This is a genomic window from Oceanibium sediminis, from assembly GCF_003265325.1.
Classification (GTDB): Bacteria; Pseudomonadota; Alphaproteobacteria; order Rhodobacterales; family Rhodobacteraceae; genus Halovulum; species Halovulum sediminis.
Genome location: NZ_QGNX01000006.1, coordinates 152,200 through 167,363 on the forward strand (window position 1 = coordinate 152,200; position 15,164 = coordinate 167,363).

The following is a 15,164-nucleotide window of genomic DNA, read 5'->3' on the forward strand; positions in this document are numbered from 1 at the left end:
GGCGCGCCTGCGAAAAGCATTTTCGCCGGACGCGCCCTCAGGGGCGGTAGTCGTCCGGGTCCACCGCCACCAGCGCGCGCCTCAGGGCAAGGCGGCGCAAAAGGGCGCGCGGCGCTTCGGCCATGGCGCGCGCAAGGGCGGCGCGCAGGTCTTCGGGGTCGAAGCGGGGGCCGGTGATCAGCGGCGTGCCGGGCGTGGGCGGGGTAACGGCGATCACCCGCAGCCCCGCGCGCGCGCCGGGCTGCCGCCCCAGCAGCCGCCAAGTGTAGCTGTCGATCGCCGCGATATCCGCCACGCCGCGTTGCACCGCGCGGACCGAGGCCACGTGCGCCCCCGTGCAAACGCCGCCCGTGGGGTCGATCCCCAGGGGGCCGAGCACCCCGAAGCCCGACTGGCTGTCGGGCCCGTTGTAGGCGACACGCCCCGACGCGGGCCCATCGACCCGCGCAATCAGGGTGGAGTAGTACTGCCCCGCCCCGCAGCCCGGCAAGTCGTAGTGAAACGCCGCCACGGGGCGCACGAAGGCGTGCAGGCCCAGCTTCATCGGGCGCGCGCAGGTCTGGCTGAGCAGCAGGCGCGGATCGCGCCAGTGCCGGTGCAGGTCCGCCGGTTGGTGCAGCACCCCCGGCGCGGGCAGCCCCGCCGCGCGCAGATGCGCCGCGAAATGCGCCCAGAGCGCGGCCCAGTACGGCCCTGTTCCGGGCAGGGCGTACATCGGCAGGCTGGCGGGAGCGCTCACTTTCACCCGCCCTCCAGCGGGTGCGGCACCGGGTCCTTCGGGCGCAGCAGGTAGGCCCGCGCTACCGCGCCGTAAGAGGGGAAGTAGTACCCCCGGTTGCGCTTCAGATACGCCTCGCGGCGATAGCGGAACAGCCGTGGCAGATCGTACCACGCCACGCCGGGATGCGCATGATGCACCGAGTGCAGGTTGTTGTTGAGGAACAGGAACGCCAGCGGCCCGCGATCCTCGATGATGACCGAGCGGCCCGAGGCAAGCGCATGCGCCTGGTGCTCGACGAAAGTGCGGATCTTCAGCACCGACAGCGCGAGGTAGGCCGACAGCAGATACGCCCAGAGCGGCACCCCGGCCACGCCGACCAGCCACGCCAACACCCCGAGCACGCTTGCCCCGTGGATCAGCCATTGCCGCGTCACCCGGGTAGAGCCGGCGCGGATCAGCTGGAGCTCGGTGCGCAGAAAGCCGTGCATGCCGATCGCCGGGCCGATCAGGAACCGCCCCAGAAGCGTGTTGTTGAACACCAGCACCCGGCGCCACAACGGCGACATCCCCGCGTAGTGCGGCGGGTCGTAGTAGTTGCTTTCCGGGTCGTCATAGGGGTCGGTCAGGTTGGCGTCCTTGTGATGCAGCAGGTGCAGGTCGCGAAACCGCCCGAAGGGGATCGCAAGGCCAAGGCCCGGCGTCATCACCGCCTCGGACAGGGGGCGGTGCGGGAACGGGTGCCCGTGGATCGCCTCATGCTGGAGCGAGGAATGCAGCACCAGCACCAGCGTCAGCGCGGTAACGAGGGCCCAGACCGGCAGCACATCGACTTGGAGGGTGAGCACGACCCAGGCCCCGTAGGTCAGGCAAATCAGGGCCAATGTGGCCCACTCGATCCCATACACGCGTTTGCGCGGGTCCATGCGGGTCCTTCGATGTCGGAATAGGGTCGCCGAAAACGCGCCCTTCACGACCTGCGCTACCATAATCCGGTTGTCGGCGCAATCAACGCGGGCGGGGCGTCATCGGCCCCCGCCCGCGCCCCCAGGTGGATCGGCGCGGCGGATCAGGCGGGTAGACGCACGAAGCCCGCGGCGGGGATATCCTGAACCCCCGGCCAGGTGCCTGCGCGCACCGTCTCGGTCCCGTGGTTGAAGATGTAGCGCGCACCACCCTGAAGGCGGGTGCGCAACTCATCGGGCAGGTGCAGCACGTCGAGCCCGGCTGCGCTTGCGGAAGTTTCGATCAGCCGCGACATGGCCACGTCATCCAGCCAGCCGCCGACATAGCGCAGGTTGCCCCTGGCGATGACGACCGGCAAACCGTCCACCGTCGCCTCCTGCACCTGCTCATCGGTGTCGAGGTGCTCGAACCAGCTTGTCACCGCGCCGCCGCCCTGCAGGGCGATGGGCGCGTCAGGGCGCAGGGTTTCCACACGCTCGACGGTGACGCCAAGCCGTTGCATGTCCGGCGGCAGCGCGTCGGGGATCGACAACTGCGCCGTCTTCGAGCCGCTGCGCGGACCGATCAGCACAACGCCCTCCGCCCCCGCCACGGCGGCGCGCAAGGACTCGTTCCAGGCCAGGAGGCCGGGGATGGCGACCAGCCCGTAGCCCGTGAAGTCCCGCGTGTCGGGGGGCAGGATATCGACGTTCAGCCCGGCGCGGCGCAGCGCGCGGTAATGCGCGAACACCAGGCGGAAATAGGTGAAATCAGCGCCCTGCGGCTGCGCGGTCCAGGCCCAGACGCTGGCATAGTCAAAGACGATCGCCGCCTGTTTCGGTGCATCGCCCACCGCTGGCGCGTCGGCCAGCTCGCGCGCGACCGCCGCCGCCTCGTCCAGACCGGGGGCGGGTTCGCCGTCGGGGCGCAGCAGGCCCGCGTGCATCTGTTCCTGCGCGAAGGGGGCCTGGCGCCAGCGGAAGTAGCAGACCGCCTCGGCACCGTGGGCGAAGGCTTCCCACGCCCAGAAGCGGGCCATGCCCGGCTGGGGCGCGGGGTTGTAGGGGGCCCAGTTCACCGGGCCGGGCTGTTGTTCCATCACCCACCAACGCCCGCGCCCGACGGCACGGTAGAGGTCATGGTGGAACGCCTGGAAATCCGGATCGCCCTGGCGCATGAACCGCCGCCGCCAGGCGTCGTCCACGTCGATGCGATCCTCGAGGAAACCCAGCGGGTAACTGTCCCAACTGGCGATATCGAGGTCCGCGCCAACGGCGAAATGATCGAAGTCGAGCACCCGCCCCATGTAGTTGTGGATCAACGGCGCATCGGTATGCGCGCGCAGGATGTCGGTCTGCACCTTGTTGAAGCTGACCACCTGGTCAGAGCTGAAGCGCAGAAAGTCGAGCACATGCGAAGGATTCGGCTCGGTCACGGTCAGGTTCGGCAGGTCGATATCCGCGTAGGTGCGATATTCCATCGACCAGAAGATGTTGCCCCAGGCCGCGTTCAGCGTGTCGATCTGCCCGTAGCGCCTGGCCAGCCAGGTGCGGAAGGCCGCGCGCGCCGCGTCGGAATAGCTGACGGTGGTGTCATGGCAGCCGTATTCATTGTCCGTCTGCCAGGCGGCCACGTGGGGGTTGGCCCCGTAGCGTTCCGCCAGCAGGGTGACGATGCGCGCGCATTCCTCGCGGTAGCCGTGGTGAGAGAAACAATAGTGCCGGCGTGAGCCGAACTTGCGCGCACGCCCCTCCTTGTCCACGGCCAGCATGTCGGGGTGCTTGTCGAGCATCCAGCGCGGCGGCGTGGCGGTCGGCGTGCCAAGGATCACCTTCAGCCCCGCCGCGCCCAGCACCTCTATCGCGCGGTCGAGCCAGTCAAAGCGCAGATCGCCCGGCGTCGGCTCCAGCCGGGACCAGGCGAATTCGCCGATCCTGACCCAGGTCAGCCCGGTTTCGGCCATTTGCGCCGCGTCCACGGGCCAGCGTTCCTCTGGCCAGTGTTCGGGGTAATAGCAGACGCCGAGCGTCCGGCGATCGGCAGGCTCAGCCATAGGCGGCATCATAGGCGGCCACACAGTCCGCGGCGCGCTGGCCCACTTCGGCGGCAGGTCGGCCGGGCTTGTAGAGGAACGAGCCAAGGCCGAAGCCATCCGCCCCCGCCGCCGCCCAATCCGCGAAATTCGACGGGTCCGCCCCGCCCACGGCAAGCACATCGCGGTCCTTGGGCAGCACTGCCTTCAGCGCCTTCAGCCCCTTTGGCTCCATCAGTTCGGCGGGGAAGATCTTCAGCGCATCCGCCCCCGCGTCGAGGGCCGCGAAACACTCGGTCGGGGTATAGACGCCGGGATAGGAGCCGAGGCCCGCCGCCTTGCTCGCGCGGATGACCTCGGGGTTGCAGTTGGGCGAGACGATGAAATCCCCGCCTGCGGCGGCCACTGCCTGCACGTCCTTCACGCTCAGCACGGTGCCCGCGCCGAAATGCCCCCTGCCCTTCAGGGCGGAGGCGATCCGCGCGATGCTGTCCAGCGGCTCGGGCGAGTTCAGCGGCACCTCGATCCAGGTGATCCCCGCGTCGAGGATCGCGGCGGTGGTCTCGACGGCCTCTTCGGGGGTGATCCCGCGCAGAATGGCGATCATCTTGCGGCTCATGCTGTGCCCTCCGGCGTCAGAAGATGCGTGCGCGCGTCGCTCAGTCCTTGCAGCACGCAGGTGTCGGGGTCGTGGGTGGTGTAGTCCACGCTCAGGTGATCGAAGATCGCGCCGTAGCGTTCCGCGTGGCGGCCAGCGGCGACCAGCGCAATCGGCTGGCCGAGCCAGTAGGGTTTCGCCCCCGCCACCTCCATGCCCAGCAGGTACCCGCTGAGGCGCGAGGCGGCGGCCGGATCGGCCCCCTGCAACAGGTGCTCGGCGCGCAGCGTGAACAGTTTGGCCGCAATGCGTTCGGGCCGCGCGAGGCTTTCCTCGGCGGCTTCGACGAAGGCGTCCCGCTCGAAATGGGCCAGGTCGAGCGAGTGGCGCAGGATCGACTTCCCGGCCAGCAGCGCGAACAACTCTCCAGTCATGAAGCTGGCGAAGTGGAACACCTCGCCACCGACGATCTGCGCCCACTTCGTGTGGGTGCCGGGCAGGCAGACGACGCCCTCGAACCCGGGCGAGCGGCTGAGGAAACCGGCGATCTGGGTTTCCTCGCCCCTCATCACGTCATGGGGGTTGGTCTGTGAAAGCCCGCCAAGGATATGCACGTTCAGCCGCGCGTCATGGGCGACGGCGCGGGTGATAGCGCCCGGGTCCAGCGGTTGCGCGGGCACGGCGCGATAGCCCGCCTCGGCCCAGCCCTGGCGCGCGCCGACCATGCCGCAGGCGATCACGTCGGTCTTGCGCCCCTCGGCCAGCCAGTCGCCGGCAAGGCCAAGCAGCACCGGCTCGAACCCCTCGGGGCCCGGCGCGATGCCGGACATGCCCGCGTCGCTGCGCGCCTCTGCGCGGATGGACCCGTCAGCGCCCATCGCCCAGGCCCGCAGGTTGGAGGTGCCCCAGTCCAGCGCCACCCAGTCGGCTTTGATTGGCGTATCACTCATCCCGTAACCACGACCCCGCCGTCGATGACCAGCGCCTGCGCCGTCATCATCCGGCTCGTGTCCGAGGCGAGGAACAGCACGCCGCCCACGATATCGGAGGCCGCGAGGTGCTCTTTCAGGCACTGGCGCTCCAGGTGCGCGGCCAGCGCCTCGGGCGTGGCCCATTTGTCCATCTGGCGTTCGGTCAGCACCCAGCCGGGCATGATGGCGTTGACGCGGATCTTGTCGGGGCCCAGTTCGCGCGCCAGCCCGCGCGTCAGGCCGGTAATCCCCGCCTTGGCCGCGACATAGGCGGAATAGCCGCCGTTGCCCATCATGTAGGACACCGAGCTGAAATTGATGATAGAGCCGCCGCCCGCCGCCTTCATCCCCGGCGCGACCGCCTGCGTGGTGAAGAAATGCGGGCGCAGGTTGATGTCCTGCATCCGGTCCCAGTCCTCCGGCTCGAACGGGCTCAGGGGGTGGCGCATGTCGTTGGCGGCGTTGTTGACCAGCACGGTGATCGGGCCCTGCTCCGCTTCGGTCCGGGCGATGGACTCGCGCAGGGCGGCCACGTCGGTCAGGTCGCAGCGGATGAAGGTGGGGCGGTTGGCGTGCTTCTGTTCCATCTCGTCACAGAAGGCTGTCGCGTCCGAGCGCTGCACGAAGGTCACTTTCGCGCCCTGGGCAAGGAAGCCTTCGGTCAGGTCCGCGCCGATCCCCGAGCCACCCCCGGTGATATAGACGGAGCGGTCCTTGAGGTCGTGGAAACTGGCAATATTCATATCTTCTTTCCTGTTACGGTCCAGAGTGTGTTTGGAAGCGCGTTCGGCAGCTGCACCCCCGCCTGCATCAGAAGCGCACCGGACATCTCGACATGCCTGCCGGCCTGGAACGGCCGGCGTGGCAGGCGGTTCTGTCCGTAGGCGACATCGCCGGGGTTTTCCAGCTTCAGGCGATAGCGCGCGTCAGGGTCAAGCCCGGTCAGGCGCAAAGGCATGGACAGGGTCTGGTCCGATGGTCCGAGCTGGCCTGCGAAAAGGACGAAGTTGCGCTTCTGATGATTGACGAAAATCTCGGCCAGGACCTGCGGGTCGCGGGTTTCCAGCCGGTGGCACCGGCCCTTGTGCAGGATGTGGCGGCGCGCCTTGAAGGCGGCGATGGCGGCCTTCAGCGTTTCGCGTTCCGCGTCCTGCAACTCGGCCAGGTCCATTTCCAGCCCGAAGGCGCGCGTTCCGGCGACGGCGGCGCGAAAGCCCATGGCGAAGATCCTCCCCGAGGTGTGGCAGACCCGCGGGCCGACGTGGCTGCCGACGATTTCCGGCGGCAGGAAGTAGGACGCGCCGCGCTGCATCTTCAGCCGTTCGAGCGCGTCGTTGCTGTCGCTGAGCCAGACGCGCTGGGTATGGGCCAGGATGCCCAGGTCGATCCGCCCCCCGCCCGAGGCGCAGCTCTCGATCTCCACCCCCGGATGGGCCGTGCGCAGGCGCGCCAGAAGGCGATACAGGGCCTCGGCCTGGCCCGGATCGGGATAGGGCAGCACGCGGTTATGGTCCCACTTGATGTAGTCGATATCGTATTCAGACAGGATCGCGTCGATGGCGTCGAACAGGTAGTCGGCCACCTCCGGCTTCGCGATGTCCAGCACGTGCTGGCCCCGCCCGGTCACCTGGTCGCCCGGGCCGAGGATCCAATCGGGGTGCGCGCGCGCCAGGTCACTGTCGAGGTTGACCATCTCGGGCTCGAACCACAGGCCGAAGGTCATGCCGCGCGCCTTCACGTGGTCAATCAGCGGGGTCAACCCGTCGGGCCATTTGCGCCGGTCCACCACCCAGTCCCCAAGCGAGCTGCTGTCGTCATCGCGCTTGCCGAACCAGCCGTCGTCCAGCACGAAACGCTCGACGCCGAGGTCCACGGCCTGGTCGGCAAGCTGCATCAGCCGGGCGGGATCGTGGTCGAAATAGATCGCTTCCCAGCAGTTGTAATGCACGGGGCGCGGGCGCTCGGGGTCGGCGAAGGTGACCAGCTGCTTACGGATGTGGCGGTGGAAGGCGTGGCTGATGCCGTTGAACCCCGCGCCCGAGCGGGTGAGGTAGAGCGGCCCGCTTTTCGCCTCATGCGGCAGGTGCTGGCCCGGCGTCAGTCCGAATTGCACCTGCGTGCGCCCGTCGGGCAGGGTTTCCAGCAGGTGGCGGTGCCCCGCGGAATGGCCGAGGCTGAGGGCAAAGACCTCGCCCCCCGTTTCCGTGGCGCCCGCGGTGGGCAGCAGGATGCCGGGGAAATGCTCGTGGGACGAGCGGCCAAGCCGGTTTTCGCGCAGCCGCGCGCCGGGGGTCAGCGGGCTTTTGTTCATCTGGAACTCGCCGCACCAGCGGCCCGAGAATTCGACAACCTCGCCCACTTGGGGCGAGGCGGGCACCACGGGGGCCGACAGCCAGCCGATGCGCAGATCCCCAGCCCCGCCCTGGTGCAGCGCCGCCTCAAGCACCAGCATGTCCGAGCCGGGATAGGCCCTGGCGGTAAAGGTGTAGCGTACCCCAAGGTCGGGGTCGGCGAAGATCAGCGTCAGGGCATTGGGGCGGGGCGACGCCTCCACCAGCCGGAAGGCGGGGTGAACGGCAGCACCGTCGGCGCCTCGCAGCTCCAGCCCCGGCATCCCGGTGAAGCCATCCCGGGCGTTGGGACAAATGCTGAGCGGAGCGACACGGTCCAGCACTCCGCCCGCGGGCGATGGCGACATCAGATCGACCAAGGCGGAAAGCTCCTCGCCCTCGTCCAGGGGGCCGGACCAATAGACGATTTCGGCCAGCCGATCCTCCCGGCTGGCCAGGACCAGGGTCTGGGCGGGGGTATCCAGACGCCAACATTGGGTCATTTGACCGCTCCCAGCGTCAGCCCCGCGATGAAGTGCTTCTGCATTAGGAAGAACATCAGCACCGGGGGCAGCGCGGCGACGATGCTGCCCGCGCTCATCAGGTGATAGGCGGCGCGGTATTGCGCGTTGAAGCTGGTGATCCCGGCGGTGACGGGCTGGCTTTCCACGCCTTGCGTCAGCACCACGGCCCAGAAGTAGTCGTTCCAGATGAAGGTGAAGATCAGCACTGACAACGCGGCGATGGCCGGTTTCATCAGCGGGATCACCACGAACCAGAAGATGCGCCACTCGGCCACGCCCTCCACCCGTGCGGCCTCGATCAGGGGATAGGGCAGCGCTCGGATGAAGTTGCGCATGAACAGGGTGCAGAACCCGGTCTGGAAGGCGATGTGGAACAGCACCAGCCCGGTCTTGGTGTTGTAAAGGCCAAGGTCCAGCGTCAGGTCGCGCACCGGCACCATCAGGATCTGGAAAGGGACGAAGTTCCCGGCGACGAACATGAAGAACACCCAGATGTTCGAGCGGAACTTGTAGATGCCCAGCGCGAACCCGGCCATGGACGACAGGATGATGCAGCCGATAACCGTCGGAATGGTGATGAAGACCGAGTTCATCAGGTAGCGCGGCATGTCGCTGTCAAAGAACACGCGGCCGTAGTTTTCCGCCCCCGCGAAATAGCTCGGCATCGACCAGTAGCCGCCCGAAACGAAGTCCACCTCGGGCTTGACGGAAAACAGCGCCACGGCCAGCAGCGGCGCCAGCCACATCAGCAGCGTCAGCGGCAACAGCGCCTGGTAGGAGATCTGCCAGGTGCGGGATGTCTTTTCGATTGGCGTCGGAAACATCTCAGCGCTCCTTCTCTTCTTGGTACATCGAGAAAAGGAAGTAGGCGATGAACACCAGCATGATCAGGAACAGCACCACGGCGATGGCCGCGCCGTAGCCCATGCGGAAGCCGTATTCCGACAGCGCCTTTTCGAACATGTAGAAGGACAGCACCCGGGACGAGCCGAACGGCCCGCCGTTGGTCATGATGGAGATCAGGTCGAACGAGCGCAGCGCGCCGATGATCGTGACCACGAAAGCGATGAAGGTGGCGGGCTTGAGTTGCGGGATGATCACGTACCACAGCATCCGCCAGCCCTTCGCACCATCAAGGCGCGCGGCCTCGATCTGCTCGGGGTCCACGGCGTTCAGGCCGGTCAGGTAGAGGATCATGCAATAGGCGGTCTGCGGCCACAGCCCGGCGGCGATGATGCCGTAGGTCACGAGGTCCGGGTCGCCCAGCACGTTCAGCGGGCCAAGGCCGAACCAGCCGAGCATCACGTTCAGCAGCCCGAAGGTCGGGTCGTAGAACCAGGTGAAGACAAGGCCGACGACGATCTGGCTGATGACGAAGGGAAAGAAGAACAAGGACTTGTAAAGCCGGATCCCCGCGACGGTCTGGTTCAGCAGCAGCGCGATGAACAAGCCGCCCGGAATCGCCAGAAGGTACAGCAGCAGCCACTTCAGGTTGTTCCAGAGCGAGGTTTCGAAGGCCCGGTCGGCGAGCAGTTCCTCGTAGTTCGCCATGCCGATGTACTCGGCCGCGCCCAATCCGTCCCAGCGATAGAGCGACAGGTTGAAGCTCTGGAAGATCGGGATGATCACGTAGACCATGAAGAACAGGATCGCGGGGGCAAGGAACAGCCACGGCGTGACCGCGATCTCGTTTCGCTTGTACCAGGACCGGCGTGGTTTCGGCATTACGACAGCGGTTGTCATGACGCCCCTCCCTTCCCATCTGGCCCCGGTTCAGCGCGCGCTGCCGAAGACCTGTTGCGCTTGACGTGAAGGGCGGGCGCCGGGAATGGGCGCCCGCCCCTGTCCTGTCACCCGCGGATCAGTAGATCCGCTGGCGCGCCTTTTCCAGGCGGGCCAGGATGTCGTCCAGGTTGTCGGGGATCACCATGAATTCCTGGAAGCCCTGCATCGCCTCGGACGCCATTTCCGCCGGGGCGTCGCGGTCGAAGAACTGCGCCACGCCGCCGGGGCTGTTGGAGGACAGCATCTCGAAGCCCTGCTTCAGGAACTTGTCGTCATCCACCGAGGAATTGGCGTTGACCGGCAACTGGCCGAGGTTCTCGCCGTTGTTGATCAGCGTCTGGTTATCGGCCGAGACGACGAAGCGCAGGAATTCCTTTGCCGCTTCGACGTTTTCCGCGCCCGCAGGAATGTGGAACGTGTCGGTCGGGGCGTCCTCGGCCAGCTCCACGTCGGGGTTGATGACCGGGAACTGGTAGAAGTCCAGCTTGCTGTCATCCAGCCCCGCCTGGCGCAGGGGCGCGACGGCGAAGTTACCCATCAGGTAGGCGGCGGCATCGCCGTTGGCCATGAAGGGCAGCGCTTCCTGCCAGGAATAGGTCTGGTGGTTGTCGATGAAGGCGCCCATGTCGATCAGCTCACGCCAGTTGGCGAAGGTGGCTTTCACGCGGTCGTCCGTCCAGGGGATCTCTCCCCCCGTCAGCGCGGCGTGGAAGTCATAGCCGTTGGTGCGCATGTTCAGGTAGTCGAACCAGCCGCCGGCGGTCCACAGGAACTTGGTGCCGATGGTGTAGCACTTCACACCATTGTCGAGCAGCGTCTGGCAGTTCGCCTTTTCCTCCTCCCAGGTGGTGGGTTCGCTCAGACCGTATTCGTCAAATATGTCCTTCCGGTAGTAAACGCCCCACTGGTAATAGGTGTAGGGCACGCCCCACTGCTTGCCGTCGATGGTCATCGCGCCCTTGGTGGAGGCCAGCGCCTCCATCCCGTCCTCGGCCCAGAGGTCCGAGACATCGGCAAACAGCCCCGCCTCGACATAGGGTTTCATGCGGTTGGCGGCGTACCAGTTCGCCACGTCAGGCGGGTTGGCGGACAGGAAGTTGCGGATCTGCGTCTTGTAGGCCTCGCGGTCGATCACCGTCAGTTCGATGTTCAGATCGGGGTGCATTTCGCCGAAACGCGCGACCATGCCTTCCATCACCGCGCGGGGGGCGGGGTTGGACATGTCGGAGAAGATCGTCAGATCCCCCGACAGCTGTTGCGCGTGGGCATCGGCCAACGCTGTGCCGCCCAGCGCGGCAACGGAAACGAACGTCGCGACGGACGCCTTCAATATGGACTTCATCAGTCACCTCCCATGTGCTGTTCCCTGCAAGTTAGTCTCACATAATGGAACTTAGTTTTGATTATTGAAAATGATGCCCGTGACGGCTATCATTGTCAACACCAACGAAAACCGCCGGCAGGCACAGCACCCGCCGCATAAGGGAGAGGACGATGGCGAAAGCGCCGGGACATGCCGATGGAACCGTCGGCAAGGCGATGGACCTGCTCGAAGCGGTGGCCGCCTTCGGCCGCCCTGCCCGCTTTACCGAGATCCTTGCCCAGGCCCAGCTTCCAAAGGCCACGGCCTATCGCCTGCTGCAAACCCTGTCGAACCAAGGCATGTTGCAGCACGATCCCGAGAAGAACACCTACTTCATCGGCCTGCGCCTGATCCGCCTGGCGCACCAGGCATGGGCGCATACCTCCATCGCGCCGGTGGCGCGGCCCTTCCTCGACCGGCTCAGCGCGAAACTGGGGCAGACCGTGCACCTGGCGCAGCTCGATTCGGGGCAGGTGCTTTACGTGGACAAGCGCAACGCGACGAAGCCCATCGCGATGTTTTCCGACGCGGGCAAGGTCGGCCCGGCCTATTGCACGGGCGTGGGCAAGGCGATGCTGGCCTTCCTGCCCGAGGCCGAGCTGGAGCAGGCCCTGCGCGCGCAAGCCTTCCAGCGCTACACCCCGGCCACGCTGACCACTCCGGAAGCGTTGCGCGCGGAACTGGCGGGCATTCGCGAGTCCGGCGTATCGTACGATCGGGAAGAGCATGAGCCTCAGATCATCTGCGTCGCCGTGCCGATCCTGTCCACCGCGACCGAGCCGCTCGGCGCGCTCTCGGTGACCAGCTCCACCCTTCGCCACTCCCTGGCGGACCTGTCGCGGCTGGCCCCCGACCTGCAGGAAACGGCGTCGGATATCGCCGCCAACCTGCAGCCATGGGCGTTTCCGCACCATAATCAAACATCAAGGAGTGCATGAGCCATGGGCGTGACCCTGAGAGACGTGGTGAAGAAATACGGCGAAACGCAGGTGATCCACGGTGTGGACCTGGACATTTCCGAGGGCGAGTTCGCCGTCTTCGTCGGCCCCTCGGGCTGCGGGAAATCCACGCTTCTGCGGATGATCGCGGGGCTGGAGGAAACCACCTCGGGCATGATCGGCATCGCGGATGAGGACGTCACCCGCCGCGACCCGGCCGAGCGGGGAGTCGCGATGGTGTTCCAGACCTACGCGCTTTACCCGCACATGACCGTGCGTGAGAACATGGGCTTCGGGCTGAAGATGAACGGCCACCCCAAGGCCGAGATCGCCGCCAAGGTGGCCGAGGCGAGCCGGATCCTGAAGCTGGACGACTATCTCGACCGCAAGCCCAAGGCCCTGTCAGGCGGCCAGCGCCAGCGCGTGGCCATCGGGCGCGCCATCGTGCGCGGGCCGAAGGTGTTCCTGTTCGATGAGCCGCTGTCCAACCTCGACGCGGAACTGCGGGTGGAAATGCGGGTCGAAATCTCCCGCCTGCATAACGAGATCGGGGCGACGATGATCTACGTCACCCACGACCAGGTGGAGGCGATGACCCTGGCCGACAAGATCGTGGTGCTGCGCGCGGGCCGGATCGAACAGGTGGGCGCGCCGCTGGACCTGTATGACGATCCCGACAACCAGTTCGTGGCGGGGTTCATCGGCTCACCGGCGATGAACTTCCTTGAGGGAGTTGTGGAAGATGGTCAGGTGCGCGTGCCCGAACTGGGCGACCTGATCGTGCCCGCGCAGGTCGCCCTGCCCGCCGCAGGTCAGCCCGTGACCGTGGGTATGCGCCCCGAGCACCTGAAGGTGACGCCGGGCGGGCCGCTGACCATCGAACTGATCGAGCATTTGGGCGGGGTCAGCTTCGTCTACCTCAAGACACCGGGCGGCAAGCGCATGGTGGCCGAGGCGAAGGACGGCCGCACGATAAAGGAAGGCGGCAGCGCCAGCGTGACCCTTGGCGACAACCCCGCGTTTTTCTTCGATGCTTCAAGTCAGGACCGCTTGCGTTAAGGTGGGGCTGCGCCCGTAGGGTGGGTTGTTTCCAACCCACCTGCCCCGCCGCTAGCGCCCCGGCAGCCACAGCGCGATGCCCGGCATCAGGATCAACAGCCCCACCAGCGCCAGCGAGCACAGGATGAACGGCATCGCCGCCGTATAGATCTCGCGCATCGTGGTATCGGGGGGCGCCACGCCCTTCATTACGAACAACAAAAGCCCGAAAGGGGGCGTGGTGAAGCTGATTTCAAGCGCGAGCAGCATGATCAGGCCGAACCAGACCGGATCGAAGCCAAGCTGCACCGCCAGCGGAAAGAAGATTGGCACCGTCAGCAGCATCATGGAAATCTGCTCCATGAACATGCCGAGGATCAGCAGCACGCCGAACATCACCAGCAGCATCACCGTCGGGGCCAGGTCGAACCCCGTTGCCCAGCCGATCAGCCCGCGCGACGCGCCGGAAAACGCCAGCAACTGGCTGAAGGTGGCCGATCCGAAGACGATCAGATAGGCCATCAGCGTGACCTTCAGCGCGCCGCGCACCGCGTTCTTCATCGCCGCCCAGGTCAGGCAGCGGAACAGCGCCGCCAGGATCAGCACGCCTAGCGCGCCGAAGGCCGCCGCCTCGGACGGGGTGACGACGCCCCAGACCATCATCGCGACGATCACCACCATCACGCCCACCATCGGCACCACGTCCCGCAGCAAAAGCAGCAGCTTGCGCGACATGGGTTCAGGCTCCACGTCGTAAGGCGGGGCGGCGTCCGGGTCCAACCGGGTCTGCAACCAGATCGTGACGATATAGAATGCCGCCAGAATCAGCCCCGGCACCACGCCCGCGATCAGCAGCGCGCCCACGTCGATCTGCGCCAGCGTCGCCAGCAGCACCGCAAGGGCAGAGGGCGGGATGATGATCGCCAGCCCCCCGGTGCCCAGGATCGGCCCGATGGACATGTATTTCTTATAGCCCCGCGCCGTCATCTCGGGCACCATGAGCGCGCCGAGCAGCGCCGTGGAGCCCATGGACGAGCCCGAGAGCGTGGAAAATCCCGTTCCCCCCAGCACCGTCACGTAGGACAACCGCCCCGGCAGGCGGCCCAGAAGCCGATCGATCGCGTTGAACATCCGCGCGCCAAGGCCGGTGTGGAAAAAGATCTCTCCCATCAGCAGGAACAGCGGGATCGGCACCAGCGCAAAGGTCGTCAGGCTGCCGAGGCCGTTGTTCAGAAGCTGCATGATCCCGCGCTCTCCGCCCATGAACACCCAGGCGCCGACGATATTTGCGGCCAGAAAGGCCAGCGCGACCGGCATCCCGATGGCCATCAGCACCATGATCGTGCCCAGAAGCAGGCCGAGGGCCCCATACCATTCCATTATTCGTGGATCCCCGCTTCACCTGAGTGCATCAGTTCCGCCCCGAAGGCGAAGCGCGCGAATTCAATGGCCATGGCCCCGAAGCTCAGCGGAAAGGCGATGGTCAGCATCCAGCGCGGGAAGAAATAGGCGCGCACGTCATAGTCGTTGCGCTCAAGATTGGTCAGCACCAGTTCCGCCCCCTTCCAGGCCAGCACCAGGCAGACCGCCACGCAGAGCAGCGCCACCGCCCGGCTGAGCAGGCGGCGCATCGCGCCCGGCAGCGCGGCAGTGACCAGCTCGATGTGAACATGCCCCCGCTCACGCACCAGCCAGGGCGCGCCGAGCATTGTCATGTAAAGCAGCCCGTATTCGGTCGAGGTGAACAGCCACGCGAAGGGCTGCACCCCGAAATTCCGCATCAGGACCGAGGTGACGACAGCCACCATCAGCCACACCAGCGTCAGGGCGGCGATCAACGCCATGGCGTTGACAAGAAAGGCGTAGGCTCGGGCGATCTGCTGCATCGGTAATGGCGGGGCCGTCGCCATGGGCAACGGCCC

General features: G+C 66.5%; 14 protein-coding genes. 2 read left to right on the forward strand and 12 right to left on the reverse strand.

What is annotated here, in order from left to right:
- Nucleotides 1–37 precede the first annotated feature (37 nt).
- The 10 genes from DJ029_RS16085 to DJ029_RS16130 all read right to left on the reverse strand — a co-directional run bounded on the left by DJ029_RS16085 (nucleotide 38) and on the right by DJ029_RS16130 (nucleotide 11,245).
- Complete coding sequence (locus DJ029_RS16085; protein ID WP_112323517.1) at nucleotides 38–739, reverse strand: phosphate/phosphite/phosphonate ABC transporter substrate-binding protein; 702 nt, start codon at nucleotides 737–739, stop codon at nucleotides 38–40.
- Nucleotides 740–741: 2 nt separating this feature from the next.
- Entirely contained in the window at nucleotides 742–1,644 is a 903-nt protein-coding gene (locus DJ029_RS16090; RefSeq protein ID WP_112323518.1) for a fatty acid desaturase, read from the reverse strand.
- A 143-nt stretch (nucleotides 1,645–1,787) separates the two neighbouring features.
- The gene (locus tag DJ029_RS16095; protein WP_112323519.1) at nucleotides 1,788–3,716 is read right to left on the reverse strand and encodes a beta-galactosidase; all 1,929 of its coding nucleotides are present in this window, start codon (nucleotides 3,714–3,716) and stop codon (nucleotides 1,788–1,790) included.
- Nucleotides 3,709–4,314, reverse strand: coding sequence for a 2-dehydro-3-deoxy-6-phosphogalactonate aldolase (locus DJ029_RS16100; RefSeq protein WP_112323520.1), 606 nt, complete (start codon nucleotides 4,312–4,314; stop codon nucleotides 3,709–3,711). Before DJ029_RS16100 ends, DJ029_RS16095 begins: the two co-directional genes overlap by 8 nt.
- Entirely contained in the window at nucleotides 4,311–5,243 is a 933-nt protein-coding gene (locus DJ029_RS16105) for a 2-dehydro-3-deoxygalactonokinase (protein ID WP_112323521.1), read from the reverse strand. Before DJ029_RS16105 ends, DJ029_RS16100 begins: the two co-directional genes overlap by 4 nt.
- Complete coding sequence (locus DJ029_RS16110) at nucleotides 5,240–6,007, reverse strand: SDR family NAD(P)-dependent oxidoreductase (protein WP_112323522.1); 768 nt, start codon at nucleotides 6,005–6,007, stop codon at nucleotides 5,240–5,242. The genes DJ029_RS16105 and DJ029_RS16110 overlap by 4 nt, the downstream gene beginning before the upstream one ends.
- Nucleotides 6,004–8,097: an alpha-galactosidase gene (locus tag DJ029_RS16115; RefSeq protein WP_112323523.1), complete on the reverse strand. Its 2,094-nt coding sequence runs from the start codon at nucleotides 8,095–8,097 to the stop codon at nucleotides 6,004–6,006. The genes DJ029_RS16110 and DJ029_RS16115 overlap by 4 nt, the downstream gene beginning before the upstream one ends.
- Nucleotides 8,094–8,942, reverse strand: coding sequence for a carbohydrate ABC transporter permease (locus DJ029_RS16120; RefSeq protein WP_112323524.1), 849 nt, complete (start codon nucleotides 8,940–8,942; stop codon nucleotides 8,094–8,096). Before DJ029_RS16120 ends, DJ029_RS16115 begins: the two co-directional genes overlap by 4 nt.
- A gap of 1 nt (nucleotide 8,943) precedes the next feature.
- A complete protein-coding gene (locus tag DJ029_RS16125; RefSeq protein WP_370445251.1) occupies nucleotides 8,944–9,843 on the reverse strand; it encodes a carbohydrate ABC transporter permease in 900 nt (299 codons plus the stop codon).
- A gap of 136 nt (nucleotides 9,844–9,979) precedes the next feature.
- Entirely contained in the window at nucleotides 9,980–11,245 is a 1,266-nt protein-coding gene (locus DJ029_RS16130; RefSeq protein WP_112323526.1) for an ABC transporter substrate-binding protein, read from the reverse strand.
- Nucleotides 11,246–11,397: 152 nt separating this feature from the next.
- Here DJ029_RS16130 and DJ029_RS16135 point away from each other — a divergent pair, with 152 nt between their 5' ends.
- Together DJ029_RS16135 and DJ029_RS16140 are read left to right on the forward strand one after the other, a co-directional pair.
- On the forward strand, nucleotides 11,398–12,204 hold the full coding sequence (locus DJ029_RS16135) for an IclR family transcriptional regulator (protein WP_112323527.1): 807 nt from the start codon (nucleotides 11,398–11,400) through the stop codon (nucleotides 12,202–12,204).
- A 3-nt stretch (nucleotides 12,205–12,207) separates the two neighbouring features.
- Nucleotides 12,208–13,263 (forward strand): ABC transporter ATP-binding protein, encoded by a 1,056-nt coding sequence (locus DJ029_RS16140; RefSeq protein WP_112323528.1) that lies wholly within the window; start codon nucleotides 12,208–12,210, stop codon nucleotides 13,261–13,263.
- A gap of 51 nt (nucleotides 13,264–13,314) precedes the next feature.
- On the opposite strand, the gene DJ029_RS16145 is transcribed toward DJ029_RS16140, so the two are convergent.
- The gene (locus DJ029_RS16145; RefSeq protein ID WP_112323529.1) at nucleotides 13,315–14,622 is read right to left on the reverse strand and encodes a TRAP transporter large permease; all 1,308 of its coding nucleotides are present in this window, start codon (nucleotides 14,620–14,622) and stop codon (nucleotides 13,315–13,317) included.
- Nucleotides 14,622–15,128: a TRAP transporter small permease gene (locus DJ029_RS16150; RefSeq protein ID WP_112323530.1), complete on the reverse strand. Its 507-nt coding sequence runs from the start codon at nucleotides 15,126–15,128 to the stop codon at nucleotides 14,622–14,624. The genes DJ029_RS16145 and DJ029_RS16150 overlap by 1 nt, the downstream gene beginning before the upstream one ends.
- Between the last annotated feature and the right edge of the window lie 36 nt (nucleotides 15,129–15,164).

Bases quoted from the DNA above. Each gene is read 5' to 3' on its own strand.
- DJ029_RS16090 (WP_112323518.1), bottom strand. From the start codon at position 1,644: ATGGACCCGCGCAAACGCGTGTATGGGATCGAGTGGGCCACATTGGCC.
- DJ029_RS16095 (WP_112323519.1), bottom strand. From the start codon at position 3,716: ATGGCTGAGCCTGCCGATCGCCGGACGCTCGGCGTCTGCTATTACCCC.
- DJ029_RS16100 (WP_112323520.1), bottom strand. From the start codon at position 4,314: ATGAGCCGCAAGATGATCGCCATTCTGCGCGGGATCACCCCCGAAGAG.
- DJ029_RS16105 (WP_112323521.1), bottom strand. From the start codon at position 5,243: ATGAGTGATACGCCAATCAAAGCCGACTGGGTGGCGCTGGACTGGGGC.
- DJ029_RS16110 (WP_112323522.1), bottom strand. From the start codon at position 6,007: ATGAATATTGCCAGTTTCCACGACCTCAAGGACCGCTCCGTCTATATC.
- DJ029_RS16115 (WP_112323523.1), bottom strand. From the start codon at position 8,097: ATGACCCAATGTTGGCGTCTGGATACCCCCGCCCAGACCCTGGTCCTG.
- DJ029_RS16120 (WP_112323524.1), bottom strand. From the start codon at position 8,942: ATGTTTCCGACGCCAATCGAAAAGACATCCCGCACCTGGCAGATCTCC.
- DJ029_RS16125 (WP_370445251.1), bottom strand. From the start codon at position 9,843: ATGCCGAAACCACGCCGGTCCTGGTACAAGCGAAACGAGATCGCGGTC.
- DJ029_RS16130 (WP_112323526.1), bottom strand. From the start codon at position 11,245: ATGAAGTCCATATTGAAGGCGTCCGTCGCGACGTTCGTTTCCGTTGCC.
- DJ029_RS16135 (WP_112323527.1), top strand. From the start codon at position 11,398: ATGGCGAAAGCGCCGGGACATGCCGATGGAACCGTCGGCAAGGCGATG.
- DJ029_RS16140 (WP_112323528.1), top strand. From the start codon at position 12,208: ATGGGCGTGACCCTGAGAGACGTGGTGAAGAAATACGGCGAAACGCAG.
- DJ029_RS16145 (WP_112323529.1), bottom strand. From the start codon at position 14,622: ATGGAATGGTATGGGGCCCTCGGCCTGCTTCTGGGCACGATCATGGTG.
- DJ029_RS16150 (WP_112323530.1), bottom strand. From the start codon at position 15,128: ATGCAGCAGATCGCCCGAGCCTACGCCTTTCTTGTCAACGCCATGGCG.